This window comes from Dyadobacter pollutisoli (genome assembly GCF_026625565.1).
Lineage (GTDB): Bacteria > Bacteroidota > Bacteroidia > Cytophagales > Spirosomataceae > Dyadobacter > Dyadobacter pollutisoli.
In genome coordinates, this window is record NZ_CP112998.1 from 21516 (window position 1) to 46931 (window position 25416).

24 protein-coding genes and 1 tRNA gene are annotated in these 25416 nt (G+C 42.9%); 9 read left to right on the forward strand and 16 right to left on the reverse strand.

The window, feature by feature from the left end:
- The first annotated feature begins 145 nt into the window (after window positions 1-145).
- A complete protein-coding gene (locus tag ON006_RS00100; RefSeq protein ID WP_244824745.1) occupies window positions 146-781 on the forward strand; it encodes a peroxiredoxin in 636 nt (211 codons plus the stop codon).
- A gap of 74 nt (window positions 782-855) precedes the next feature.
- On the opposite strand, the gene ON006_RS00105 is transcribed toward ON006_RS00100, so the two are convergent.
- Window positions 856-1584, reverse strand: a complete 729-nt coding sequence (locus ON006_RS00105; RefSeq protein WP_244824743.1) for a DUF6962 family protein — start codon at window positions 1582-1584, stop codon at window positions 856-858.
- A 338-nt stretch (window positions 1585-1922) separates the two neighbouring features.
- On the opposite strand from ON006_RS00105, the gene ON006_RS00110 reads away from it, so the two are divergent.
- Together ON006_RS00110 and ON006_RS00115 are read left to right on the forward strand one after the other, a co-directional pair.
- Window positions 1923-4439 (forward strand): TonB-dependent receptor, encoded by a 2517-nt coding sequence (locus ON006_RS00110; RefSeq protein WP_244824741.1) that lies wholly within the window; start codon window positions 1923-1925, stop codon window positions 4437-4439.
- Window positions 4440-4612: 173 nt separating this feature from the next.
- Window positions 4613-5314: an MCP four helix bundle domain-containing protein gene (locus tag ON006_RS00115; protein WP_244824739.1), complete on the forward strand. Its 702-nt coding sequence runs from the start codon at window positions 4613-4615 to the stop codon at window positions 5312-5314.
- 67 nt (window positions 5315-5381) lie between these two features.
- Here ON006_RS00115 and ON006_RS00120 read toward each other — a convergent pair whose 3' ends face one another.
- On the reverse strand, window positions 5382-5933 hold the full coding sequence (locus ON006_RS00120) for a hypothetical protein (RefSeq protein ID WP_244824737.1): 552 nt from the start codon (window positions 5931-5933) through the stop codon (window positions 5382-5384).
- Between the two features lie 244 nt (window positions 5934-6177).
- On the opposite strand from ON006_RS00120, the gene htpG reads away from it, so the two are divergent.
- Entirely contained in the window at window positions 6178-8016 is a 1839-nt protein-coding gene (gene htpG / locus ON006_RS00125) for a molecular chaperone HtpG (RefSeq protein WP_244824735.1), read from the forward strand.
- A gap of 69 nt (window positions 8017-8085) precedes the next feature.
- Here htpG and ON006_RS00130 read toward each other — a convergent pair whose 3' ends face one another.
- The 3 genes from ON006_RS00130 to rho form a co-directional block, all read right to left on the reverse strand.
- The gene (locus ON006_RS00130) at window positions 8086-8592 is read right to left on the reverse strand and encodes a helix-hairpin-helix domain-containing protein (protein WP_244824733.1); all 507 of its coding nucleotides are present in this window, start codon (window positions 8590-8592) and stop codon (window positions 8086-8088) included.
- Between the two features lie 2 nt (window positions 8593-8594).
- On the reverse strand, window positions 8595-8948 hold the full coding sequence (locus ON006_RS00135; RefSeq protein WP_244824731.1) for a hypothetical protein: 354 nt from the start codon (window positions 8946-8948) through the stop codon (window positions 8595-8597).
- A gap of 120 nt (window positions 8949-9068) precedes the next feature.
- On the reverse strand, window positions 9069-10841 hold the full coding sequence (rho, locus tag ON006_RS00140; RefSeq protein WP_244824725.1) for a transcription termination factor Rho: 1773 nt from the start codon (window positions 10839-10841) through the stop codon (window positions 9069-9071).
- 501 nt (window positions 10842-11342) lie between these two features.
- On the opposite strand from rho, the gene ON006_RS00145 reads away from it, so the two are divergent.
- The 3 genes from ON006_RS00145 to lptC are packed head-to-tail and all read left to right on the forward strand — an operon-like array spanning window position 11343 to window position 13939.
- The gene (locus ON006_RS00145; RefSeq protein ID WP_244824777.1) at window positions 11343-12065 is read left to right on the forward strand and encodes a type III pantothenate kinase; all 723 of its coding nucleotides are present in this window, start codon (window positions 11343-11345) and stop codon (window positions 12063-12065) included.
- Window positions 12049-13347: a BamG family beta-barrel-assembly machinery protein gene (bamG, locus tag ON006_RS00150; RefSeq protein WP_510185784.1), complete on the forward strand. Its 1299-nt coding sequence runs from the start codon at window positions 12049-12051 to the stop codon at window positions 13345-13347. Before ON006_RS00145 ends, bamG begins: the two co-directional genes overlap by 17 nt.
- Before the next feature lie 10 nt (window positions 13348-13357).
- A complete protein-coding gene (gene lptC / locus ON006_RS00155) occupies window positions 13358-13939 on the forward strand; it encodes an LPS export ABC transporter periplasmic protein LptC (RefSeq protein WP_244824723.1) in 582 nt (193 codons plus the stop codon).
- Here the strand turns inward: lptC and ON006_RS00160 are convergent.
- The 11 genes from ON006_RS00160 to ON006_RS00210 form a co-directional block, all read right to left on the reverse strand.
- Window positions 13933-14346, reverse strand: coding sequence for a c-type cytochrome (locus tag ON006_RS00160; protein WP_244824722.1), 414 nt, complete (start codon window positions 14344-14346; stop codon window positions 13933-13935). The genes lptC and ON006_RS00160 overlap by 7 nt on opposite strands.
- A gap of 23 nt (window positions 14347-14369) precedes the next feature.
- The gene (locus ON006_RS00165) at window positions 14370-15032 is read right to left on the reverse strand and encodes an SCO family protein (RefSeq protein ID WP_244824721.1); all 663 of its coding nucleotides are present in this window, start codon (window positions 15030-15032) and stop codon (window positions 14370-14372) included.
- Between the two features lie 5 nt (window positions 15033-15037).
- The gene (locus tag ON006_RS00170; RefSeq protein WP_244824720.1) at window positions 15038-15475 is read right to left on the reverse strand and encodes a viral A-type inclusion protein; all 438 of its coding nucleotides are present in this window, start codon (window positions 15473-15475) and stop codon (window positions 15038-15040) included.
- A gap of 43 nt (window positions 15476-15518) precedes the next feature.
- Window positions 15519-17174, reverse strand: a complete 1656-nt coding sequence (recN, locus tag ON006_RS00175; RefSeq protein ID WP_244824719.1) for a DNA repair protein RecN — start codon at window positions 17172-17174, stop codon at window positions 15519-15521.
- Between the two features lie 127 nt (window positions 17175-17301).
- Window positions 17302-17538, reverse strand: coding sequence for a hypothetical protein (locus tag ON006_RS00180; RefSeq protein ID WP_244824718.1), 237 nt, complete (start codon window positions 17536-17538; stop codon window positions 17302-17304).
- Window positions 17539-17575: 37 nt separating this feature from the next.
- On the reverse strand, window positions 17576-18493 hold the full coding sequence (gene porD, locus ON006_RS00185) for a type IX secretion system protein PorD (RefSeq protein WP_244824717.1): 918 nt from the start codon (window positions 18491-18493) through the stop codon (window positions 17576-17578).
- Window positions 18490-19698, reverse strand: a complete 1209-nt coding sequence (gene coaBC, locus ON006_RS00190; protein ID WP_244824716.1) for a bifunctional phosphopantothenoylcysteine decarboxylase/phosphopantothenate--cysteine ligase CoaBC — start codon at window positions 19696-19698, stop codon at window positions 18490-18492. Before coaBC ends, porD begins: the two co-directional genes overlap by 4 nt.
- Before the next feature lie 155 nt (window positions 19699-19853).
- Entirely contained in the window at window positions 19854-20165 is a 312-nt protein-coding gene (locus ON006_RS00195; RefSeq protein WP_026632203.1) for a DNA-directed RNA polymerase subunit omega, read from the reverse strand.
- A 47-nt stretch (window positions 20166-20212) separates the two neighbouring features.
- Window positions 20213-21136: an outer membrane protein assembly factor BamD gene (locus ON006_RS00200; RefSeq protein WP_244824715.1), complete on the reverse strand. Its 924-nt coding sequence runs from the start codon at window positions 21134-21136 to the stop codon at window positions 20213-20215.
- Between the two features lie 75 nt (window positions 21137-21211).
- Window positions 21212-21826 (reverse strand): T9SS type A sorting domain-containing protein, encoded by a 615-nt coding sequence (locus ON006_RS00205; RefSeq protein WP_244824714.1) that lies wholly within the window; start codon window positions 21824-21826, stop codon window positions 21212-21214.
- Window positions 21827-22004: 178 nt separating this feature from the next.
- Complete coding sequence (locus ON006_RS00210) at window positions 22005-23615, reverse strand: OstA-like protein (protein ID WP_244824713.1); 1611 nt, start codon at window positions 23613-23615, stop codon at window positions 22005-22007.
- 149 nt (window positions 23616-23764) lie between these two features.
- Between ON006_RS00210 and tilS the strand changes: the two genes are divergently transcribed.
- Together tilS and ON006_RS00220 are read left to right on the forward strand one after the other, a co-directional pair.
- Window positions 23765-25069: a tRNA lysidine(34) synthetase TilS gene (gene tilS, locus ON006_RS00215; protein ID WP_267609937.1), complete on the forward strand. Its 1305-nt coding sequence runs from the start codon at window positions 23765-23767 to the stop codon at window positions 25067-25069.
- A 68-nt stretch (window positions 25070-25137) separates the two neighbouring features.
- Window positions 25138-25222, forward strand: a tRNA-Ser gene (locus ON006_RS00220).
- Window positions 25223-25416: the final 194 nt, after the last annotated feature.

Here is a 25416-nt window from a genome sequence, read left to right on the forward strand (position 1 = left end):
GCGGCTATTATGATAAGAATCATATTCGGTCATCATTAGATTTATTAATGTCCCGATTGGCATTTAAATGAAACTAATTATTTATTTTTGTGTTAAACTCTACATCTTTGGTAGATTAAATGTTTCATTTTAAATCTTAATCATTATGTCACTTCGACTTGGAGATATTGCACCGGATTTCGAGGCAAATACCACACAGGGAACCATTAAATTTCATGAATGGCTGGGAGACAGCTGGGGCTTGCTTTTTTCTCACCCTGCCGACTTTACTCCGGTATGTACGACTGAATTGGGTAAGACTGCTCTTTTGAAAGGAGAGTTTGAAAAACGCAATGTAAAGGTACTTGCAGTGAGCGTGGACGATATTGATTCACACCACCGTTGGATTCCGGACATTAATGAGGTAAATAATACAGAAGTTAACTTTCCGATCATCGCCGACGAGGGCCGCAAAGTTGCTCAGCTATATGACATGATCCACCCGAATGCGAGCGAAAAAGCAACGGTTCGCTCAGTATTTATCGTTGGTCCGGACAAAAAAATCAAATTGACATTGACTTACCCTGCTTCAACAGGACGTAATTTCAATGAAATCCTGCGTGTGGTAGACTCACTTCAACTGACTGCCAACTATTCAGTAGCAACTCCGGCTGACTGGAAAGATGGCGAAGATGTGATCGTGGTTCCTGCTGTGAGCACGGAAGATGCGCAAAAGAAATTTACAAAAGGCCTCAACATTGTGAAGCCATACCTCCGCTACACGCCTCAGCCCAACAAGTAGGTTTAGGTTCGTTATCAGCAAAAAGAGGATGCCCGGTTGTCGGACATCCTCTTTTTGGTATCAGGGTAAATATGTCAGCTCTCGCTTTCGATCACTTCTTCCGGAACGACCATTTCCTCCCCATAATAGGTCATATGTCTCGCGCCCTGGTAATAGTACCAGATCGAAGCGGCCATCGCAATGTGGCTGATATCATTATAGTTGAACCACGGCCCGAAGCTGAATTTCAATGCATGTAGGCCGGCAGCTAATGCACCCATGAAAGTGGCGATGAATATATTCACGCTGCCAGGGTCTTTCCGACGCTTGTAAACATAGATCTCGATCAGGAACAGCATTAGAAACAAGCCATAAAAAGCATGGATTTCTACGACTACGAAATTCAGCGTTACAAATGCCAGCACAAAGAAAATGGCTAGTTCCACGTAATTAAGCCAGCCTAATAGTAAGCCTCCGCGTTTGTGCAATAGTGGTTTAATATGCCAGATCGCAGCCCTTTCAAAAAGCGCTACCGCAATCATACTGGCAAACCAGCCCGGGATTTTTCCTCTCATGCCGGTAAGGTATAGAAAGCCATGTCCCAAGACCCCCCCGATCGCCGTGGCGATGGCCATGAAGAGGAAGAAGTACTGGATCTGTTTATACATTCTGTGTGCACGACCGAGTTTGTTGAGGTGAAAAAATGCATAGATGCATATTACGGTCATCATCAGACTTGTGATTACAGTGGAAGGTTCCATAATAGTAATCCCGAAAACCTGGATCTGGTGAACCTTACTGAAATCAATAGCAACATCATTCATGAATAGAAGAGTTTTTAATGGTAACGGAGTGAAAACCTGTACCCTGGGGTTTTCAAAACCCAAAGTAAACCACAAATGAGCAATTAACTACAACAATAATGTTGCAACAACACTCTTTACCAAAATTGTACCAGCAGCCTTTCCCCTCTGATGAGCACCGGAAAAGTGCTTCTGGAGAGGGACATTGATGTGTTCAAAACGGTCAGTTCGCAGATGAAAACGGCTCAACCGTCTATTATCATTATAGAAATGGACAAGATTATTTTCCTTTGTATTGGAAATTGTATTTAAATAGGACAAACACATTTGATCCCTTCTTTTATCTAAGTTATAAAACCATGAAAACCCCGATCCATTCAGTAGTAAAAATTGTCGCTGCAATATTTATTCTGAGTTCTTTTAACCACATTCAAGCTCAGGCGCCTGTTCAGCCGGCCGGCACGGCGATTACAGAAGCTACGCCAAAAGGAAATTCTAAAATTTCAGGAATTGTACTGGATTCAGCTGCCAATAAAGGAGTTGAGTTTGCAAGCATTGCATTATTCAGTGTTGCAGATAATAAAGCGATTGACGGTACCACTGCCGACGAGGCCGGGAAGTTCTCCATTACCAAAGTTGCCCCGGGAAGTTACAAGCTGTTGATTTCGTTTATCGGTTTTAAGGACCGAACGATCTCAAACATCAAAATTGAAAAAGGCAAGGATATTGAATTGGGTAACATCCAGCTGGCTTCCAGCGTACAGGATTTGAAAGAGGTGACCATTACCGGAGAAAAATCACTGATCGAGGAAAAAGTAGACCGTCTGGTTTTTAATGCAGAAAAAGATATTACTTCCAAAGGCGGCGATGCTTCCGACCTGCTGCGTAAAGTTCCCATGCTTTCGGTGGACCTGGATGGAAACGTTTCATTGCGAGGTAGTTCCAATATTAAGGTACTGATCAATAACAAGCCTTCAACCATTATCGCAGCCAATGTTGCGGATGCATTGAAACAGATACCGGCCGATATGATAAAATCCGTAGAGGTGATCACGTCGCCATCGGCCAAGTATGACGCGGAAGGTTCGGGCGGTATCATTAATATTATTACAAAGAAAAATAACTTGCAGGGACTGACCCTTAATATCGATTCGGGTGTGGGTAACCGTGGTACTAACCTGGGACTAAATGGAAGTTACAGAAAAGGGAAAATGGGTTTTACGCTGGGCGGTTTTGGCCGTGCATTTTATAACAAAGCGACTTCTGTATTGGACCAGACCACATTTTCAGGAGCGAATTCTTATTTGACCCATCAAACTTCCACAGCGAAGGACAGAGGTTTATTTGGCCAGTATTCATTAGGCTGGGATTATGATCTTGGGAAAAATCAGGCCCTGTCGGCCGGTTTGCGTTATGGAACCAGAAATTTTCTCCAAAAACAAAATCTGACCATTAACCAGTTTGAAAATGATGTCCTGGATGGGACTTCGCTTAGAAAAGTAGATCGTAAGGATTTGTCCGGCACCATTGATTTCAATATCGACTACATCCGCACTTTCAAACCACAGCAGGAATGGAGTATTTCAACATTGTATAGCCGCACAGGTTTGACCAACAATTTCAACACGGACCTACTGAATGAGTCTGGCGCTGTGAGTGGCAAATTGAAAAACGAGAATACAAATTACAACTCGGAATTCACATTGCAGACTGATTATCAAACGCCTATTGGCAAAAATCAGCTGGTTGAATTTGGTGCAAAAGGTATTTTTAGGGCGGTAAACAGTGATTACAAATACTTCACTGCCGGTGAGTCCGGTGACTTTTCACTGAGCCCGTCCAATCCGTCAGGTACATTGAACTACAACCAGAATGTAGCAGCGGGTTACGTCTCTTATACATTGACTACCAAGAATAAATATACATTCAAAGCGGGGACACGTTACGAATACACAAGCATTACGGCCGACCTGGGCTCTGCCGGCAAAGTTTCGATCCCTAACTACGGCAACCTGGTACCAAGTATCAACATTTCCAAAAGCCTTTCGGGAAGCACTACATTGAAAGCTGCATACAACAGAAGGATTCAACGTCCTGGTATTCAGCAGTTGAACCCGAATGTGAACCTTGCTAACCCGCAAAATATCAGCACCGGAAATCCAGCGTTGAGTCCTGAGCTGACGGATAATTTTGAACTGGCATTGAGCACAAATGTTAAAAAGACCTATTTGAATGTGTCAGCATTTGTCCGCCAGACCAACAATTCTATTACGCAGGTGAGAATGGCTGTGGATACATTGCAGGGCGCGATTGTTACCACTTATGAGAACATTGGAAAGCAGCAGGCGTATGGAATGAATGTGTTTGCGAATGTGTACCTGACCTCGAAATGGACGGTTAATGGTAGCCTTGACATTTTGCATTCATACCTGGAAGGACAAACTACGAGCCTGGAAGGAACTTCTGTACCGGTGAGTAATTCAGGGTTCAATTATGGCGGTCGCCTGATGTCGCAGATTGCGTTACAGCAGGGCTGGGGCGTGCAGGCGTTCGGGTTCTATCGTGGCAAGGAGATTCAGCTACAAGGAACACGCACAGGCTTTTACATGTATTCATTAGGGTTCAAAAAGGATTTTGCCAACAAGAAGGGAAGTGTAGGATTTGCAGCAGAAAACTTCCTGACCAAAGGAGTGAAATTCACATCAGACCTGAACTCTCCGCAATTTGTACAGACTGGCCAAACGCAGCTTTACAACCGCAATTTTAAGATCACATTTAACTATTCAATAGGAAAAATGAGTTTTAATGCTCCTAAAAAGAAGACCAAGTCAGTTAACAACAATGACGTGATAGGCGGTGGAGACAGCCAGAGGTAAAAGAAGCATTAATGATTCAAAAAATAGGCAGATCAGCACAGATCGGCCTATTTTATTTTTATTATCGCGGTGACAAATCCATATTAATTGCCGTTATTTAACGTTACTATAAAAAGATATTTTTGTATTTTTGAAATACACAGATCGACTGAGGAAAAGATAACAATCATTACATGAAATGGTCTTTCGTAATCCAGCAAAAACTAAAAGCAGCACTGCTGCTGGGAGGGATAATGGTGCTGATCATAATGGCAACGCTTCTTTCGCGCTACAATATGCAGGGGATAGACCGGTCGTTTTCATCTATTTATCAGGATCGCTTAATTCCGGCGACAACGATCATTTACCTGACTGAGAATTTATACGGAAAAAGATTGTCATTGGAAAAGCACCTTTTTGCACAGGATGTACAATCGGCAGAGTATGTGAAAGCAGCTTTGCACCATCACAATAAAAGTATTGATTCTCTGATCGGTGTTTTTGAAAAAACTTATTTGGTTGATCAGGAGGCGAAGAGCCTTGACGTCTTTAAAAGGCAGGTCGATGAGTATAGTGAACTGGAAAATCGCATTCTGCATCTTTGCGCGGCGGGTACGCCGGATGAAGGCAGATCACTTTTCGCTGGTGCGGGCGCGCGAACATTTCAGGGTACCATTGCCAATTTGAACGAATTAGCAGGGATTCAGTCGGATATAGGAAAGAATCTGATGAAGGAATCCAAAAGTAATATAGCCAGTTTCGGAATCATTTCATTTTTACAGATCGCCCTGGCGGTGATCATTGGACTGATGATACTGGTACTGATCAGGAATTCACAAATTATCAGTAAGCCTAAGATCAGTGGAGAAAAAAGCCAATATTTTAACCTAAACTAAATTGAATGTTAAAAAAGAAAGGTCAGGATTTTCCTGACCTTTCTTTTTTATGGATATCTGTCAACCATTACTGGCCTACTTTTCTTCCTTTTAGTGTCTCTCTCGAATTCTTAACCTGTTTTAAGAGATCCTTTTTAACGAACAGCCTCGTGCCATTTCCGCTTTGCAGATCGAATGTACGCTCTTTATAGTCGAATTTGTTGTTTGGCAATACATCAAGAAAGTAGTTTTGACCGCTCAGGTTAAATTTCATTCCCTTGGTATCTTGCTGCGTATCGTCCCAGGATACATTGATCACACCGTTTGCTGAGCTCAAAGCCACGCCGGGTGTGAAAGGAAGCACATTAATGGTCTGAATGCTCTTACCATTGCTCATCGTGATCTGTCCTTCGGGATTCACTTTGATATCATTCGGATCGGACACTTCGCGACGGATGTTAATAGACTTATCATTGAAGAACTGCACTTTTTCAATGGGGATATTAGCGCCTTCAAGGTCGCGTCGAAGATCTTCGGTAAAGACTGTATAATTCGATAAAGGAACGGAGTTCATAGTCGTGCAGGCCGAAACTGTGCCTAGAAGAAATACCCCTGCAAAAAGTTTTTTAATCAGATTCATGTTTAAAATTGGTGTTCTTATATGAACTGGTTTGGTGATTTTAGTTGAGTTGTTTAACGAGCGCAATATTAAGAAAAAGCAAGTCAGTTACCAACCCATTCATTGCCCGAAATGCAACCTTATGCTCCGACTGACAATGTGTCAGCCATTCTGCATTTTGATTGTATTTGGAACGCATATTTCAATCCGGTATTGCAGAACAGAAAAACAATTCTAAAATATAGAAACCAAAAACAATTTAACTATGGAATCAGTGATTCAGGAAAAAGGGAACCTAAGCATTCACACCGAGAATATCTTTCCGATTATTAAAAAATTCCTTTATTCGGACCACGAAATCTTTTTAAGAGAGTTAGTTTCCAATGCAGTTGACGCTTCTCAAAAAATCAAAAAACTGGCTTCCTATGGCGAGTTTAATGGTGAGCTGGGAGATCTTAAAGTGTCGGTAAAGCTTGATAAAGATGCCAAAACGATCACGATCAGTGACAATGGTATCGGGATGACTGCTGAGGAGATCAAAAAATATATCAACCAGATCGCATTTTCCGGCGCTACGGAATTTGTGGAAAAATACAAAGACAAAGGCGAAGACGGAAAAGGTGACAAAGGTATCATCGGTCATTTCGGTCTTGGGTTTTATTCGGCCTATATGGTTGCCGAAAATGTAGAGATCATTACCAAGTCTTACAAAGAAGGTTCGGAAGCAGTTCGCTGGCAATGTGACGGTTCGACCGAATTCGAACTATCGGCTGCTGAAAAAGAAGAGCGCGGTTCTGACATTATCCTGCACATTGCCGCTGACTCGGAAGAATTCCTGGACGAGCACCGTTTGCGCGGAATCCTTGAAAAATATGGCAAATTCCTGCCTATAGAAATTGAGTTTGAAGATAAGGTCATCAATAACCCGAACCCGATCTGGACGAAAAGCCCTTCTGATCTGAAAGACGAGGATTACCTTGCTTTTTATAAAGAACTTTATCCGTTTGGCGAAGATCCTCTGTTCTGGATCCATTTGAATGTAGATTATCCATTCAACCTGACAGGGGTGCTATATTTCCCGAAACTGAAAGGCGATTTCCAGGGGCAACGCGAAAAAATCCAGCTTTACAGCCGTCAGGTGTTTATCACCGACGAAGTGAAAGACATTGTACCTGATTTTCTTCAATTGCTGCACGGTGTGATCGATTCTCCGGACATTCCTTTGAATGTATCGAGAAGTTACCTGCAGGCGGATGGTAATGTGAAGAAAATCAACGGATACATTACACGTAAGGTAGCTGACAAACTTTCGGAAATATTCAAAAATGACCGCGAAGGGTTTGAGAAGAAATTTGACGATATCGGCCTTTTTGTAAAATATGGTATCATCAGCGACGATAAGTTCTATGAAAAAGCGAAAGACTTCTGTCTGCTGAAAAACGTGGATGGTAAGTTCTTCACTTTCGAAGAGTACCGTGAACTGGTGAAGGATAATCAGACTGATAAGAATGATACACAGATCTGGTTGTATACTACGGACGAGAAGAAGCAGGATGCATTCATTCAGTCAGCGAAGAAACGGAGCTACGATGTACTCGCGCTGACGAGTATGATCGATTCTCATTTTATCAATGCATTGGAACAGAAGCTTGAAAAAATCAATGTGAAAAGGGTAGATGCCGATACATTGGATAAGCTTGTGGAGAAGGATGTGCAACTGGAAAGCATTCTTTCGTCGGAAGATTCGGATAAGGCCAAGAAGATTTTTGAGGAGATAGCCGGAAGCAAAAGTGCCAATGTACTGGTTGAACCTATGCCGGTTGACGAGCTGCCTGTCGTGATCACATTCCCTGAGTTTATGCGCCGCATGACGGACATGCAGGCGAGTTCAGGCCAGCGCTCTATGTTCGGTGACATGCCGTTGATGTACACCGTTTCGCTGAACTCGAACCACCCTGTGATCAACCGCATTTTGCAGACGGAAGACGAGGCTAGTCAGAAATCGCTTGCCAAGCAGGTATACGACCTGGCATTGCTGTCACAAGGTTTGCTATCGGGCAGTGACCTTACTCAGTTCATTCAAAGGACAGTTACGACTTTGTAACAGTTTTTTGTAAAAATATAAAGCCCGCTGTCGTCGATAGCGGGCTTTTATTATGTCTTTTTGAGAAGATTATTTACCGGAAATTAGCTCAATTTTCAACTGATCAAGCGCCTCCCAATTTTTGTCTCTTGCCAATATGGCCTGTTTCGGCCAGGAAGAAGGATCATGGATCTGAAATCTCGGCCCTGCTTTTTTCAATATTCCCGCGAGGCGGATAATGGAAGCTTCGGACAATTGTTCGTAGGTATGTATTCCTTCTTTGTTGAGAAGTTCCTCAATTTTTGGCCCGATACCTTCTATCAGTTTCAGGTCGTCCGGTTCGTGGTCAGGGCTGGTGTCGGGGTATACAGTTTTGGACGCATTGGTCGCTATGGGGTATTCGACTGGATTTTTCATCAGTGTTCTGTATTCTGCAAGTTCAAATTTCTTTTCTTCTATCAGCTCGCGCAAGTTACGCATCCGGCGCTTGATAATAAATCTTGCAAAAAGCCATCCAATCAACGCGGCAAGACAAAGCAGAAGGAAAATTTCTGCCGCGACTACTGGTAAGCTCTGCAAATCAATTTGAAATGACATAGTTATTGCTTGGACTGATGGTACTCAATCTCCCTGAGAATGCGGTTCAGTTTATATTTAAGATCTCTGCTTTTTCTACTGCGGGATGAGTTACCTATACAAAATCCCAATAGCACAGCACCTGCAAACATCAGGATGTGTTGCCATAGTTTTTCTATATCCGTCTCGGGCGCGAATGAAATCAGGTTGGAATCCGAGAAGCCTGCCTGCCCGTTGGAGTCAACAATGGTGGTTGCAAAAAAGCTGGGATTGGCCAAAACATCGCACATTAATCTGATTCTGCATACATGCCAGTAAGTGGCACCCAAAATCCAAACCGTAAGGAGAGTCCACCAGAGCGCCTTGCTTTTGAACATGTTCAAGTAGGTTAGATGCAGCGTTAATAGTACTCTAAAAGTAACTTCTGGCCGCAGCATATGCAATAGCATGGCCAATAAGTTAAAAGAGCCTGGATGTTGGTCCAGGCTCTTTTTGATCTATCGGTTCATCGAAATGAGGAATTCTTCATTGTTTCGGGTTCCTTTCATATGTTCGAGAAGGAAATCCATGGACTCCATGGCATTCATATCTGACATGTGTTTGCGGAGAATCCATACCTTTTTGAGTGTTTCTTTATCCAAAAGCAGGTCCTCGCGACGTGTACCTGAGGCCATTACATCAATGGCAGGGAATACACGCTTGTTGGAAAGCTTACGATCCAGCTGTAATTCCATGTTACCAGTACCTTTGAATTCTTCAAAGATAACTTCATCCATTTTGGAACCTGTATCAATCAATGCAGTAGCGATAATGGTCAATGAACCACCATGCTCAACATTCCTCGCTGCTCCAAAGAAACGCTTAGGTTTGTGCAATGCATTTGCATCCACACCACCTGAAAGGATCTTACCGGAAGAAGGAACAACAGTATTATACGCACGTGCCAAACGGGTGATAGAATCGAGGAGGATCACGACGTCGTGACCGCATTCAACCATTCTTTTTGCTTTTTCCAAAACAATGCTGGCCACTTTCACGTGACGGTCAGCCTGTTCGTCAAAGGTAGAAGCAATTACTTCGGCGCGAACGCTGCGTTGCATATCCGTAACCTCTTCCGGACGTTCGTCGATCAGCAGGATCAGGAGGAAAACCTCCGGGTGGTTGCGGGTAATAGCATTTGCAATTTCTTTCAATAAAACAGTTTTACCTGTTTTAGGCTGCGCAACGATCATACCACGCTGTCCTTTTCCGATCGGTGCGAAAAGATCGAGTATCCTGGTAGAATATTGGTCAGGACGAGAGCTGAGTTTCAGACATTCGTCAGGGAAAAGAGGGGTAAGGTACTCAAAAGGAATACGGTCACGGATCTCTTCGGTTGTTTTACCATTAACTGTTTCAACTCTCAGCAAGGCAAAATATTTTTCACCTTCTTTGGGTGGGCGGATCTGGCCTTTTACAGTATCACCGGTTTTAAGGCCGAACAATTTAATCTGAGAAGGAGATACATATATATCGTCGGGGCTGGCCAGGTAGTTGTAGTCGGCGGAGCGCAGGAATCCATATCCTCCGTCCTGCATAATTTCAAGAACACCTTCGTTGACGATCAGGCCGTCAAATTCCCTGACGTAGTTGTTATAATTGCGTTTGATTTTAGAAGAAGGATCTTCGCGATTGGGTTGGGGCTGTTGCTGAGGCTGGCGCTCCGGAGTTTCATGGGTAGCACGAAAAGGCCTTTCTTCTTTCGTAGAAGTATTTTCTTCTCCTTCAGCGTTTTCCTCCGTTGTCTTTTCTTCCGGAGTTTCCACTTCCGCCGCGGTTTCTACTTCTGCAGCGGCAACAGCTTCTTCTTTACCCAGGTCGTTTAATGTGTCGCTTTCCGAATCGCTTTCCTCAGTCAATTCGAAGTTCTTCAACATCTCGCTATTCCTTTTCAGGTTTTCGCTCCTGATAACAGGATCAAACAATGGAATGGACGACTTAGCAGATGTACCGTCTTTTTTGTTTCTGGCAGGGCGGCTATTAGGTTTAACTGCTATTGGAGTAGTTTCAACCGGCCTGCGTACCCTTTTTTTCTTAGGTTCGTCCGAGTCGTCGGCAAAAGTTTCGGTAGCAACGGGTGCTTCGGCAACCTGTGCAGTTTCTTGTTGTGACAGGATCCTGGTAATTAGTTCTTTTTTAGGGAGTTTTGTGTGATCAGGTATCCCAAGACTACCTGCTATTTCTTTCAGCTCAGATAGGAGCTTAATGTTCAATTCATCAATTGTAGGCATACAGAAAATGGAAAGTAAAGTAACACTTTACCAATTGAATAATAAGGTTGTGAATTTAATTGGATAAAAACCGAGAAGCATATCTCGACGTCACGTGTTGGTCATTGAATATTAGCAAATAAATATTTTTGTTGCAGCCCTGAAAATGACCTTTCAAATTAAAAGATAACGAAGGAACAGTCGGGGAAAGTTTGCAATTAGATTCAATAGAAGTATTGACAATAAATCGGCAAGATTTTTTAAACCTCGATAACGTTGAGATAGAGAGTTATCGCGAGATGGATTTTGGATTTATAAGTCGATACTGGACTTAGCGTTACGAAGGTACTTATATATAATTTTATTTCCAAATTTTTAAACGCAAAAAACCTTAATCTGGCATACACAGGGCATATTTGAAAATTTGCAAACGCTGATATGCATGGAATGAGGCATTTACGGACGATTTTACAAGCGTCTTACATTAGTTTTTATCAACGGAAAATAGGACTTTTGCACCCGATGAATGTGATTGTTGACTCTGGTAATACTTACTCCAAAATCGGTTGGTTCCACGAAGAAAAACTGATACGCTATACGACGCGGTTGAGTTTTGATGAACTGATCGGGAGTATACGATCAGAAATTCCCCAGAATATTATTTATTCCTCGGTAAACCGGACAGGCGAGGAGTTTGCAAACGCGCTGGATATACCGGTCAATATCTTGAATCTCACACCGGATACACCCCTGCCGGTAACGAAGAACTACGATACGCCCGAAACACTTGGTGCTGATCGCATTGCGGCTTGTGTGGGTGCCAATTTTCTATACCCCAATGAAGATCTGGTAGTGATCGATATGGGCACCTGCATTACATATGATCTCATCGACGCAAATGCGACGTTTCAGGGGGGATTAATTTCTCCCGGTGTTAAAATGCGATTCAATGCAATGCATTCGTTCACTAAAAGGCTTCCACTTGTGGAACCTGAACCGAATGCGGTTTTGATCGGTAAAAGCACGAAGCAGGCAATGCGAAGTGGGGTGATGAATGGGGTACTGGCAGAAATAGAGGGAATTATTCAGAGGTACCGACACAAATCACCCAGTTTACGCGTAGTATTATGCGGAGGGGATGCTGCTTTTTTTGAAAGTAGCCTGAAACCACCCATCTTTGCGGTGCCGGAATTGGTTTTAATAGGATTGAACAGAATTTTAACATATAATGTCTCTTTACAGTAGAATCGGAATACTTACTCTTGCAATTACCCTTGGTTGGAGTTGTACAGACTTTACAACAAAGCTAAAAGCACAAGGCTTGGGCAATTCGCCATATTCGTCCCTCGGAATGGGGGAGTTTTACGGAGAGGCATATTCTGACAACACAGGAATGGGGCAGTCTGGCGTAAGCACAGGAAGTGGCTTTCAGATCAACAACCTCAATCCTGCACTTTGGGTCCGTAACCGGTTCACAACGCTGGATATTGGATTGATCGGTCAGTATAAGGACATTGTTGCAGGTGACAAGAAACAACAAAATGCTGGCGGAAACCTGGCATATTTGTCGCTATCCTTCCCGGTTAGCCCGAGATGGGCAGTCGGTATCAGCCTCAAACCGTACAGCTTCATCGACTACCAGAACTTATCTACACGATTTGTCCCTGGCACACCAGTGTCGGCACAGTACTATACGACGGGTAAAGGTGGCGTAAACAAGGCATCCCTTACGAACTCATTCCAGATAGGACGCTATGTGAGCGTCGGGCTTGAAAGCAGCTATTTCTTCGGTAACGTTCGTAGGGCAACAGAGGTATCTATTCCTTTTTCTGCTGACGGATCAGATTATATCGTAAGCTTGAACGACAAGACAACTTACTCGGATATATCGTTTCGTGCCGGGGCCGCTGCACGCATCCCCATTCGGAAAGACAACAAGCTGAATCTTAATCTTGGTGGTGCGTACAGTTTCAGTACTACCATCAATTCTACACACGTAACATCTTTTGAGCTTACGCAGGGTTCTTTTAATGTGATCGATCCAGATACATTGGAAAACAACCTGAACCGTGGCTTGACCACTCCTGGCCAGTTGCAGGTAGGAGCCAGTCTTGAATGGCCTTTTAAGCTGATACTTTCAGCAGACTACAGCCATCAGTCCTGGTCTAAGTTCAAGAGTTATGCGGGTGCCAATGATAATTTGAAAGACGTGGGCCGCATTCATATTGGAATGGAGTATCTGCCTCGTTTTACATCACTTAACTATTTTAATCTGGTAAGGTACCGGGTCGGTTTTAGCCACGGAAAAACGCCTTATACGGTTAACAAGAATGATGTATACGATACCAATGTCAGTCTGGGCTTTACATTCCCGATGGGTAGAGGATATCAAAATTTCCTTTCGCTTGCATTCGTTGGCGGGCAGCGTGGAAATGCTGGCGCAGGTATGATCCGGGAACGTTACGGACGAGCAGTGCTTGGGATAACGCTTCTTGAACGTTGGTTTACAAAACAAAAAATTGACTAGACAAGACTTCATGTTGAAGAAATCAGTCTTCCGGTATAATGCAAAAGGAGATAAATTTTTATCTCCTTTTTATCTTATTGCCCTTGCTGCATTGATTTTTCAGGCGTGCGAAGGTAAAAAGACAAAAATTGGTGCATTGTATACCGGACCTCTTGAAATTGTCAATAATGTGGAAGTAAAATATAGTGAGCAGGGAAATATGAAAGTGCTGATGCGAACTCCGAAATCGCTTCGCTATCAGAACGAGACAAAAGTATTCCCTGACACGATCAATATCAGTTTTTTCGATTCCCTGGGTACCGTTGTTACCCGGCTTCGCTCTGATTCTGGGAGATATGATCAGAATGCCGATGTATATATTGTCAAAGGAAATGTTCGGGTCGTTATGTCCCAGGAGAACCAGGTTCTGACCACTTCGGAATTAAACTGGAGTCCGAGAACGCGCAAGATTTTTACGGAAAAACCCCTGGCTGTTCGCAAACTAGGTACCAGTGAAGTTACCAACGCGATCGGTATGGATGCGGAGCAGGATTTTACCCACATCAAATTCAGAAAGGCAACCGGTATTTATAATTTTACAAGCCCTCAATAAGTCTTGCAGCCTTGCAATGCGGCCTGCACCGTTTCAATCTTCGTGTAGGTACTATCCTTTCCCCATTTCATACTCACGAAACTGACGATCTCAGCGATTTCTATTTCGGTGAGTTTGGGATTAGCAGGCATCGGGCGGCTAAATACTTTGCCATTCACCTGAATCGTATCCCTCATCCCGTTTTTAATCACACAGGAGATCAAGGCCTTGTTGGTCAACGCAGGTGAACCGGCCAGAGGCGGATAAAGGTTTGACATACCCTTACCATCGGGCTGATGACAGTTGGCGCAATGGGTGGTGTACAACTGGTAACCTTCCACAAAGTATTGCTCACTTTTTAATTCTTCCGCATTCTGGCACGAAGCAAGCATCATAATGGCCAGAATTAGAGCACTGGGTTTAATCATTCAAATGGATGCGGTAACGCCGCTTATTTTTTATATTCGTCAAGCAGCCTCTTCATATCGGCGATTAGTTTCTGGGTACCTTCTTCGGTAGTTCCGTCGTACATTCCGCGCACGTGTTTTTCTTTATCCACTAAAATAAACGCTCCGCTATGAATGTAGCCTCCCTCGGCACTTTTGTCCTCTTTGGCAGTGGACATATAACTCTCCTGACCGATTTTATAGATTTTATCTTTGTCGCCGGTCAAAAATTGCCATTGTGTCCCCTCTACACCCAGGTCTTTCGCGAATTTATTCAAAACCTGCGGAGTATCATGTTCAGGATCAATGGTATGTGACAGAATCATTACATCCGGATTACCTTTGAATTGTTGAAATACCTTGACCATCTGACGCTTCATAACCGGGCAAATAGTAGGGCAGGTCGTGAAAAAGAAATCAGTTACGTAGATTTTACCCTCAACGATTTTTTCAGAAACCGTGTCGCCTTCCTGGTTAACAAAAGAAAAAGGAGGAATTGTGTTATAAATAGTATCCACCACTTCCTTACCATCTACCGTTTTCTTTTCCCAGTCGCGCTCGCCCAGGATCGGAAGTTTATTGTCGCCGCCACCGCAACCAAAAAGGGATATTAAGACAATTGAAAGGATAATAGTATTAAAAGAGAACGTCTTGCAATTGATTTTCATAACTTTTATTCTAAAAATGTTTGGGCCTCCTGAATGGATTTAATGGTTGTTTGTTTCACCAGAAGGATTTTTTCTTTTTCTTTTTCAAAATAGGATATAGCTTCCTCGGGTTTCAGTTTTTTGGCCGAGTCTCCGCGGTATTCGTGCATCCAGGTCATCATCAGTTTGTCAGATTCGTTCAATTTCTGGTTCAGGTCTGCTGCTTTAATGCGTTGTTCAGCCAATGTATTACTGCTGATGCCCTCATTCTGCAGACTGTCCATACTTTGTATCTTTTTAGAGAGTTTGGATTTAAGCGTCATGATGGCGTCCATTTGAGGCATTACTTCGTCGTGAATGGTCAAAACCTCGGCTTCCAGATCGGAGACCTTATCTTTTTTCGCCTCCTTATCACAGCCGCAAAGGGCGATCAGAAAGGCGATTGTCAGCATAAAATGTTTCATTGTGGTATTAATTAAGGTGAGTAGCTCATTGTGGTTCGTAATTTCAATCTTTCATGATCATCTCACGTGCATTATGTAAGACTGATTCGGAAGGGTTGTGCCCGCCGATCATTTGCGCAATTTCCTGCACGCGCTCATCGACGGTTAATTTCTTGATTTTACTGACTGTTTTTTTAGAAGAATGGTCCTTATATACGAAGTAATGTGCGTCGCCGCTGCTGGCTATCTGGTGCAAGTGGGTGATCGCTATAATTTGGTGATTGTGAGCCATATTCAGCATCATCCGACCCATTTTTTTCGCTATTTCACCCGATACTCCTGTATCAATTTCATCAAAAATGATGGTGGGCAACTTGCGTTTGTCGGCCAGAATATATTTTATCACCATCATCAGCCGTGAAAACTCACCACCCGATGCCACCTGTTTCAGCTCCTGCGGGACCATACCCTTATTACCACTAAACAGGAAAACAATGGAATCAATCCCGTTTAGAGAGGGAGGTGTTTCGCTCACCTTGATCGAAAGGGTCGCATTGGGAATCCCCAGTTCGGACAACCTTTCAAGAATCAGTTTCTCAATGGCTTTGGTTACTTTTTGCCTTCTGGCAGACAGTATGCCTGCACTTTTGAGCATAGTTTCCTTTGCCTGCACTGCTTTTTTCTCTGCCAGTACCAAATCGTCATCCAGGTTCAGAACAATGCTCAACTTCTCTTGCAGCGCCTGCTCAATCGTCAGAAGTTGTTCGATAGAAGAGGCCTGGTGTTTTTTCAAGAAAGAGTAGATCAAATCCAGCCGTTCCTGTACCTGCGTACTTCTGTCGCGGTCTACTTCCACACCCGCATTAACCTGATCTATTTCGTCAGCAAGATCTCTCAATTCAATGAGAGCACTCTGTCCCCGTTGCCTGAGCGCGTCATAGGCAGGAACAAGCCTGGACGCTTGCGAGAGGGCTGCTATTGCATTTTTCAAAAGGTCCAGAATAGAATTTTCCGGATTGTCGAGGTAGGTATGGGCCAGGAGCAGTCGCTCTTTAATTTCTACGGCATTTTCAAGGATCGTCAGTTCCTGTTCCAGGTTTTCCTGCTCATCGGCCGAAAGCGCTGCATTGTGTAATTCCTGAAACAAAAACTGGTCGTAGTCAAATTCCTTGCGAAGTTGCGCGGCCCTGGATTTCAATTCCTCCAGCAAACGTGAAGCCTCCCGGAATTTTTGATAATCGTTTTTATAGGTTTTTAAAAGATCACCATTATCGGCAAACGAATCAACTACCTGTAATTGAAACTCATTATTACCTAACATGATCGAGTCATGCTGGGAATGAATGTCCAGTAACTGGCTACCAATTTTTTTTAATGTATCAAGATTGACCGGCGTGTCATTAATGAACGCCCTGGATTTGCCCGCCACCGAAATTTCACGCCGGATAATGCATTCGTCCGAAAAGTCCAGATTTTCCTCTTCAAAGTTGGGAGCCAAATCATAACCTGCCAGATTGAAACTACCCTCTATGATACATTTTTCATCTGCGTCATACAATGATTTGACGTCTGCGCGGTTACCCAGCAGCAAACCTATCGCGCCCAGCATAATGGATTTTCCTGCCCCTGTTTCACCGGTTATAATATTCAGCCCGGGATCGGGAGACATTTCCAGTTGCTTGATAAGAGCGTAATTTTTGATAAGTAAATTAGAAAGCATATCTAATTTAAGCGGATTACCGGAGATAATGCAATCGAGCCTTTAAGGAGGAAATTGATAATTCTTGTCTCCGATACGAATATAGTTATCATATCAGCAATTTGGAAATATAACTCGTTCGCAAGGGTCATTTTAATGTCGGTACAGGCGAGATATCATAAACGATTTCGTAAAGTTCTGAAAGCGCCAGCTCGTGCGGATGATTGCGTGTGTCAGTCAGGATCAATCGCTCCTTTGTGAAGGAAGCCAGTTTGCCAAAATGCGTATTGCCGTTTTGAAGAATGACGTTAATTTCTCTTTTTACTAATTTATCTAACGAAGGGAAGATATTCGCTGTCGAAATACGGACTAATCTTTTACTCATAAAATGCTGGCGCTGTCATTTGAAACTAATAGAAAAGCTACATTGACAACCTCTGATAAAGTTGGGTTTTGCTTGGGTCAAGGTTCACAAGGAGACTATAAGCCTGGGCGCGTTCCTCGGGTTGCGCTTCGATTAGTATCCTGTAAAGTTCTTCTGATTTGGCATCGAAAAATGAATTCACTACTACGCTGGCGGGCCGAAGCTGGTTGACGTCTTTAACCGTATTCAGGAATTCGAGCACTTTCGCACGGGTCTCAGCCGGGTTTTGAGTAGCGACATCCAAGCCCTGACGATAGTATTTATACATACCTTCCCGGAAAGGTGTGAATTGCTGGCTCATAAGGTTTTCAATGAGCCAGTAGCGGTTTTTGGAGTCTCCATTCGAATCCCATCCCCTTTTATTGGGGGAGGAATTTCGCGCCTGATTCACCAGATTGAATGCTTTTTGTACATATGGGGCACCGCCCAACTTACTAAAAGAATCATAATCAAAGATCAGCGCGACATTGGCATAGAACGCTAGAATATAGGGTAGTTCTTCGGTATAGCTGTTTTCATTAAAATAAAGCTGTGTGCTGGGCAGGTATGTAAATGTGAAGTTTTTATCCACATAAGTGAATAGAACAGTCTCGTAGTTTGAATTGAAAACGGGGCGTGATACCACCAGCTGCGCATTCCCTTCATAATTTCCCTGGCTTAGCGACCGTGTCAGGTTCACGTTCAACTTACATTTGATCTTCTCTTCCTTGTTGAACTGATCATTGGTCCAGCGGGTATTGTTCAGAAAATCATTCATGTAAGTCTGGAGTTGGCTCATCGACTGAGGGTCGGTCTTTTGTTGTGCTACCAGCTGCTCGTAGTTCAGGTTTACAGTAAACTGAAATTCCTGAGCCAGCAGTTTGCCTGGGAGATTTAAAACGGTCACTAGGAGTGCCCAAAAACCTATTTTTTTCATGCTTCGCTCCATTTGGCTAAAACAATATTTAAAATATCCAGCGCAACTTCCTCTTTGGATTTCAAATCGAAATGCTGAATGTTTTTATACTTGTCAATAACGGTAATTTTGTTGGTATCGTGTGCAAAACCGGCGCCGGGATCATTCAATGAGTTGAGGACAATATAGTCAAGATTTTTGCGCTGCAATTTATCCATAGCATATTCCAGCTCATTCTCAGTTTCCAGGGCAAAACCGATCAGTAATTGCCCTTCCTTTTTGGTGGATCCGAGGGTACCTGCAATGTCCGTGGTCTTTTCCAGTTCCAACATCATTTCATGTCCCTGCTTCTTGATCTTCTGATCGGCTACGAATTTCGGAGTATAATCCGCCACGGCAGCCGCGAAAATAACCAAATCGTTCTGTTGAAACTGATCGCTTGTAACCGCAAACATATCACTAGCACTCTCCACACGGACAACTTTAATAGTCGCGTCGGTAATTTTCAAGTCCGTAGGGCCAGTGACGAGGGTCACAGACGCGCCTGATGCTGCAAATGCCTCAGCGATGGCATAACCCATTTTGCCGGAAGACCTGTTGCTGATATACCTCACCGGATCGATCGGTTCCACGGTAGGACCAGCTGTAATCAGCACCTTTTTCGTAACAGCGACCGGTTTCCGGGCAAAATGCGCTGATAACTTCGTAATGATCTTTTCAGGTTCAGCAAGTCGTCCATCGCCGATCAAACCGCTGGCCAGTTCGCCAAAATCAGGCAGTATGAAGCTATTTCCAAAGCTTTCCAGGGTATCAATGTTATTTTTCGTGGAGGGATGATGATACATATCCACGTCCATTGCGGGGGCAAAAAAGATGGGACACCTTGCAGACAGATAAACAGCGGTCAGCAGATCGTCACAATTGCCGGTTGCACATTTAGAAAGGGTTTTTGCTGTGGCAGGAGCGATTACAATGGCATCCGCCCAAAGTCCTAAATCGACGTGGTTGTTCCATAGCCCGTCTTGTGCGTCCGAAAAGGTGCTTAGAACAGGATTTTTGGAAAGAACCGAGAGGGTGAGGGGAGTGATGAATTCCTTCGCCGCGTCAGTCATAACAACCCGGACCGACGCTTCCGCTTTTACAAGCAACCTGACCAGTAATGCGGCCTTATAGGCTGCGATGCTGCCTGATACTCCGACCAATATCTTTTTTCCTTTGAGATTCAATCTTTAAACAATTTGGGTGGTCAACATGGAAAATGCCATATTCTCAGCGGGTATAAAGTTACGAGATAACCTTATCAATTTAAATTTACACCCTGTAAATGAAAAAGCCAGCCACAAATCAGGATTCATGGCTGGCTATATAAATTTGTCAGGAATTATTCTTCCGTAGTATCGCGGTAAGCGTGGTAAGTTTTTCCTTCGATAAATTCGTCGATAGAAATACTTCCAGCTTTTGGCATACGCTCGTAAAATTTAGAAATCTCGATCTGTTCTCTGTTTTCGAACACTTCTTCCAGATTGTCTACACCAGATGCGAACTCCGCCAGTTTGTTATTGAGCTCCTCCTTCATTTTGCTGGATATCTGACGAGCTCTTTTTGAAATTACCGATACAGATTCATATAGGTTGCCTGTTACATCCGCAATTTTGTCCGTATCCCGGGTAATGATCGATGGATTGGTTGCCATACTTGATTTTGATATAGTTTAAAACTTTTAAAACACTATTAATCCAACTATTGTCCCTTTGGCTCTGCAATGGCAGGGGTTGTAACCTTCGTTGGTTTATTCTCAGGTTCAGGCTGGACTTCTTTCAATTTCTGTCTTTCCTGTTCCAACTTTGCAATTACTTCTATTTGCTTTTGGCTGTCGTCAAACATTTTCTCTGCGTCCCGGTTGTACTTTCCGGTTGGATACTTGTCGATCAACTCTCGATAAAATTTCAATACATCCTGAAAACGTTCTTTCTGCTTGTCGCTGTAACTATTGGACGCCAGGTTGTATTGAGATTCAACTTTCAGAAATGCAAGTTCTTCATTATAGCGTGAGTCTGGAAAGTCTTTGCGGAAGTTCTCGATCGAAATTACCGCAGATTTCATGGACATCGGGTTGAAATCGCTGATCTTATGGTACAATCGTGCTCTTTCGTATGCTTTCCTTTCCAGCTTGGACCTTAATTCCAGAATGTAGCGGGTACATTCTTCGCGGAACGGGCTGTCAGGATAAGTATTGATAAAGTCCTGCATCGCCGAAATAGCTGTAAATGTACTCGTCTGATCCAGGTTGAAAGGGGAGGAGTCTTTATACAACGAAAATGCATGCATATATAATGCCTCCTGAGCGTAGTCACTTCTGGCATAAGTATCGAAAAACTTTTTGAACAGAAATTGACTGGTATTATACTGTCCCTGCTGGTACTGGGTATAGGCATAATAAAACTGCGCTAACTCAGACTCTGTGCTTCCTTTTAACAAAGGAATAAGCTCTTCAAATAATAACCCCGATCTGTAAAAATCTCCCTTTTTGTAATAGGACATCGCGGCATCATACTTTTCCTGATCCGTACCGGTCTTCTGTAATCTAGAAAATTTACTACAGGAAGTAATGACAAGAACTGCAATAAAAAGCAAGAAATAGCTTGCTGGACTGTTTTTTCGCATATTAGCTGCAAAGGTAATAAAAAAAGCTACACCATTCATAACGAATGCGTAGCTGATATAGTGTTAAAAATTAGCCTATTGCTGATGGCGGACAAGCATTTTCTTGGTTGCTACTTTTTTGCCGTCGATAGATAGCTGATAGAAATATAGCCCGGTTGGCATATCCCTCGTATTTACACGCAGCTTTCGGTCATTTTTATTCAGTGTAAACTCTTCCATTTTTGAACCCAGCACATTGTAAAAAATAAGCTTGGCATCACGAAGGCTGGTAGAGATACTGAAATCCACTTCTGCGTATTCACTCGCTGGGTTGGGGTAGATGTTGGAAACGGAAATCTTATCACTTGTGTACAACAGCTCTTCCGCCCTTAACTGTGCTTCCAGAGCTGGAGAACGTTTGTCGATGCTTTTTTCTACAATCTCAGAAGCCAATACATTCGTGCTTTCAGGCGAAACGGCAGAAGAAAATAGAAAGGATCTGTAAAAACTGTTCAGTGCTTTTGGATTTTGCAAAGACAATGGTTTATAACTAAGCCCCGTAGGCATAGATGTAAATTTCAGATTTTCGGAAGACGCAGGTTTCTTTTTGCTCACCATATTAAGCCGGCTCCCATTTGAGACGGATTGTGCGTTTAACCCCTGCAAGGCCAACGCTGTTAATATGAATAAGTAAAGTATAGTTTTTTTCATAGCTGCAAATCAGAATACTTTTGACCAATATTTTAAGAGATATAGTTAAAAAGTACGCTACAAAAATATAGAGAAATAATTGTATATTCAAAATATATTGTGCGAACGGCCATGTTTATTTTTTAAAGTAAAAAATCATGCCGATAGAAAACTCTTTTATTGATTTTTAATAATTTATTTATAATTCGGCCCAAATTGTCTTCGCCTTGCTCGGTTTTTCTTTAATTCGCCAATTAAACCCGTCCAGCTGCCGTTCAGCAGGCTTTATTTTGGTTGGTGGGATTAGCTTTCCGTCAGGTTTTCCCACAAATGCGATACGCTGAACGCGATTGTCTTCAAACAACAAATTCATCCTCCCGCATTCAACGCGGTTTAACCCGATACTTTTCTGCTTATCATCAATCGCATAGTAAGCACTTTCGCCGTTTCCATCCACCAAAACCTGTTTTAGCTTGTTGCCAGTTTGAAAAAAAGCATTGATCGTTCGACCCTTAACCTGGTTGAATTGCTTCACAAGCGTATCCTCAGTGATGACAAAAGATTTTCCTTTTAAAAGCATTCGGTTCATCTCATTATTGACAAGAAACGCTGTAATCGAGTCGGCCTCCATCTGATAATGCTGGTCGCTCCACAAAATAGGTTTTTGGAAAAACCGTATGATGGAATCAGCTGTATTATAACTGATTGAGTCACATTTGCCTTGAAAATCAGTCTTATAAATGAAGACGTTTTTGTATCCCACAAGCTTACGGGTGCTATCCCGTGCATTCTCGTAAGAGTATAAAGTGTCAGCGCGTATGTACAAAGTATCATCGGAAACCACATTTCTGACATAAGCGTGACCAAATATTTTAGAATAACCTTTTGATTTCCAGTAAAATCCCTGGTCACCATTCAGAACAGTTTTATCTTTTTTCGCTACAATGACCACGTTTCCTTTGCCCTGTCCGTTGTTACTCTTGCCATCAACTACGAGCGAATCCGCTGTAAGTGTATACGTTTCATTGTCCACGGTTGTTCGTTTATGAAAGGCAGACTCTGCCGATTCCGTGTTATAGCGGCCTTTCGTTCCCAGGACAGTGCCGTCTTTGTTGACGATTTTGGTTTTCCCGTTAAAGTCCGACCATTTTGTAATTGAATTATATAGCAGGGTGTCCGTGGTCAGTGTATACTTTTTATTGACAAGCTTGACGTTTTTATAATAGGTAAACTCCTTAGTTGTCGTGTTGTAAAAGCCTTCTTTGCTCGTCAGTACGTTTTCCTCATCTACGGTGCGTCCCGGAACTTTGTAATTGGCGATCCCATTGGCCATGTCGTACTCGATCTTTCGGGTTGTCAGCGTTCTTTTGCTATCCTTCAAAACCGTTTTTCGTCCGCTGACAATGGCAAGTCTGGTATTCCCAAAATAGAGCAATGTATCGCCGGTCACAGTAATGGTATCTCCCTGAACAATTTTTACATTTCCAAAGGCTTCAATCACATTGGTACTGATATTCTGTACTGCGAGATTGCTATACAAAAGCGCCCCTTTGTGCTTGAAAATACCATTCGTAACCCTTCTTGAATCGACACCGTTTTCACTAATGATTTCCAGTTCGTCGGACTTCAAAATTTCGACAAGGTCTTCACTTCGAGCGGGTTGCTGTTGAGGCAAAGCCTTCTGTGCGAAGAGGTAAGGTGAAAAAATCAGTAAAGCAAAGAACGTCAGTTGAAATATATTCCTTTTGATAATGATGACGCGCAAAAGTTTAAAAGGGTTGCAGTTTGCTATGTATTTTTTTTTCTTCATGTTGCTGTTCTTTCTTTTACCTTTGAAATCGGTGCTACCAAAATTACCTTGGTAAAAGACAATCTGATCTTATATCTGCCAAAACTACATCAAATACGACTCTCAGGTTCATGTTGGATTCTTTTTTAACTTTTATTAACCAACAGGGATTGGCTCCCGAACGTGAAATTTGCCTGCTTACTGTGAGTGGGGGAGTGGATTCTGTGGTGCTGGCGCATTTGTTCCACATAATGGGATGGCGTGCCGGGATTGCACATTGCAATTTCGGGTTGAGAGGAGAAGAGTCTGACGGGGACGAGAAGTTTGTAAAGGATCTGGCCGCTCGGTACGGATTTGATTTTTATTCCAAAAGTTTTGATGCAAAGTATTTTGCAAAGCAGCATTCTGTTTCGACACAAATGGCAGCGAGAGAACTCAGGTATCCCTGGTTCGAGGAAATTAGGAATGCCAATGGATACCACTGGATAGCCACGGCACATCACGCAAACGATTCCCTGGAAACCGTGTTACTAAATCTGGTACGTGGGACAGGACTGCCCGGAATGACCGGAATTTTAGGAAAATACAACTTTTTGATCCGGCCATTGCTTTTGGCGAGTAAAGAAGAGATTTTAGCTTACGCCGCTGAGCACGGTTTAGAATGGCGGGAGGATCGATCCAATGATACAGACGATTACAAACGGAACCTGATCAGGCACAAAGTTATACCGGTCTTTCAGCAATTGAATCCTTCATTGGAGGCTACTTTTAACGCGACTTCTGAAAGGTTGCGAAGCGGGAATAATTTGCTGAACGAATTTTTAGAACAGTGGAGAGCCGCTACGGTCATCACAAATCAGGACGATATACGAATTAACAAGCAGTTGCTGTATTCTTGTAATGAGCCTGCATATAGACTTTGGCATGTTTTGCAGGGTTATGGATTTTCTTACCAACAGGCGAAGCAAGTATTCGCGAGCCTGGATGCTATTTCTGGTAAGATTTTTTTCTCGAATTCGCATATTCTTTTGATAGACAGACTCGAACTTGTCATTAGAGCAAGAAGTGGTGGCCAAACGGATGACGAATTGGCTATTCCTTATTCCGAGGGGGAGTTTTCTTTTGGAGATTTGACCATTAACCTCGTTAATAGAGGAAAAGATCATAATTCTCAGACCGGCAATGAAAAATCAGTAATTCTTTTAGATGTTGCCAAACTCGAATTTCCGTTGAAAATCAGGAGATGGAAACAGGGGGATATTTTTGCGCCAATTGGCATGAAAGGTAAGCGTAAAAAGCTGAGCGATCTTTTTATAGATCTGAAAATGAATCGTTTCGAGAAGGAACGGGCCAGTGTTCTTTTAAATGGTAATGGTGAGATTATCTGGGTGATAGGAGTGAGGTCCGACGAGCGTTACCGAGTGGGTGACTTGGCAGGGCAACTAATATCGATTTCAATTTCCAATAAAATTTAGCTACAACTATTGCCAATAAAGATTTTGTTTTTACCTTTGCACCACGTTTCGCACACGGCGAAATATTTAGAGAGATGGCAGAGTGGTCGATTGCGACGGTCTTGAAAACCGTTGACTGTAACAGGTCCGGGGGTTCGAATCCCTCTCTCTCTGCAGGACATGATGTCAAAACATTCAAAAACCCCGTTTAAACGCTTTAAACGGGGTTTTTGCGTTTTTGAGGTGTACCAAAAAATGCAATAATTCCCAATGTTTTTATACGCCAATCGTGGAACTCCAAAAGTCTCACGAAATGACGCACAAAAAAGCGCTTAACTAGCTGGTTAGTAAGCTGTTCACCTAGTGAA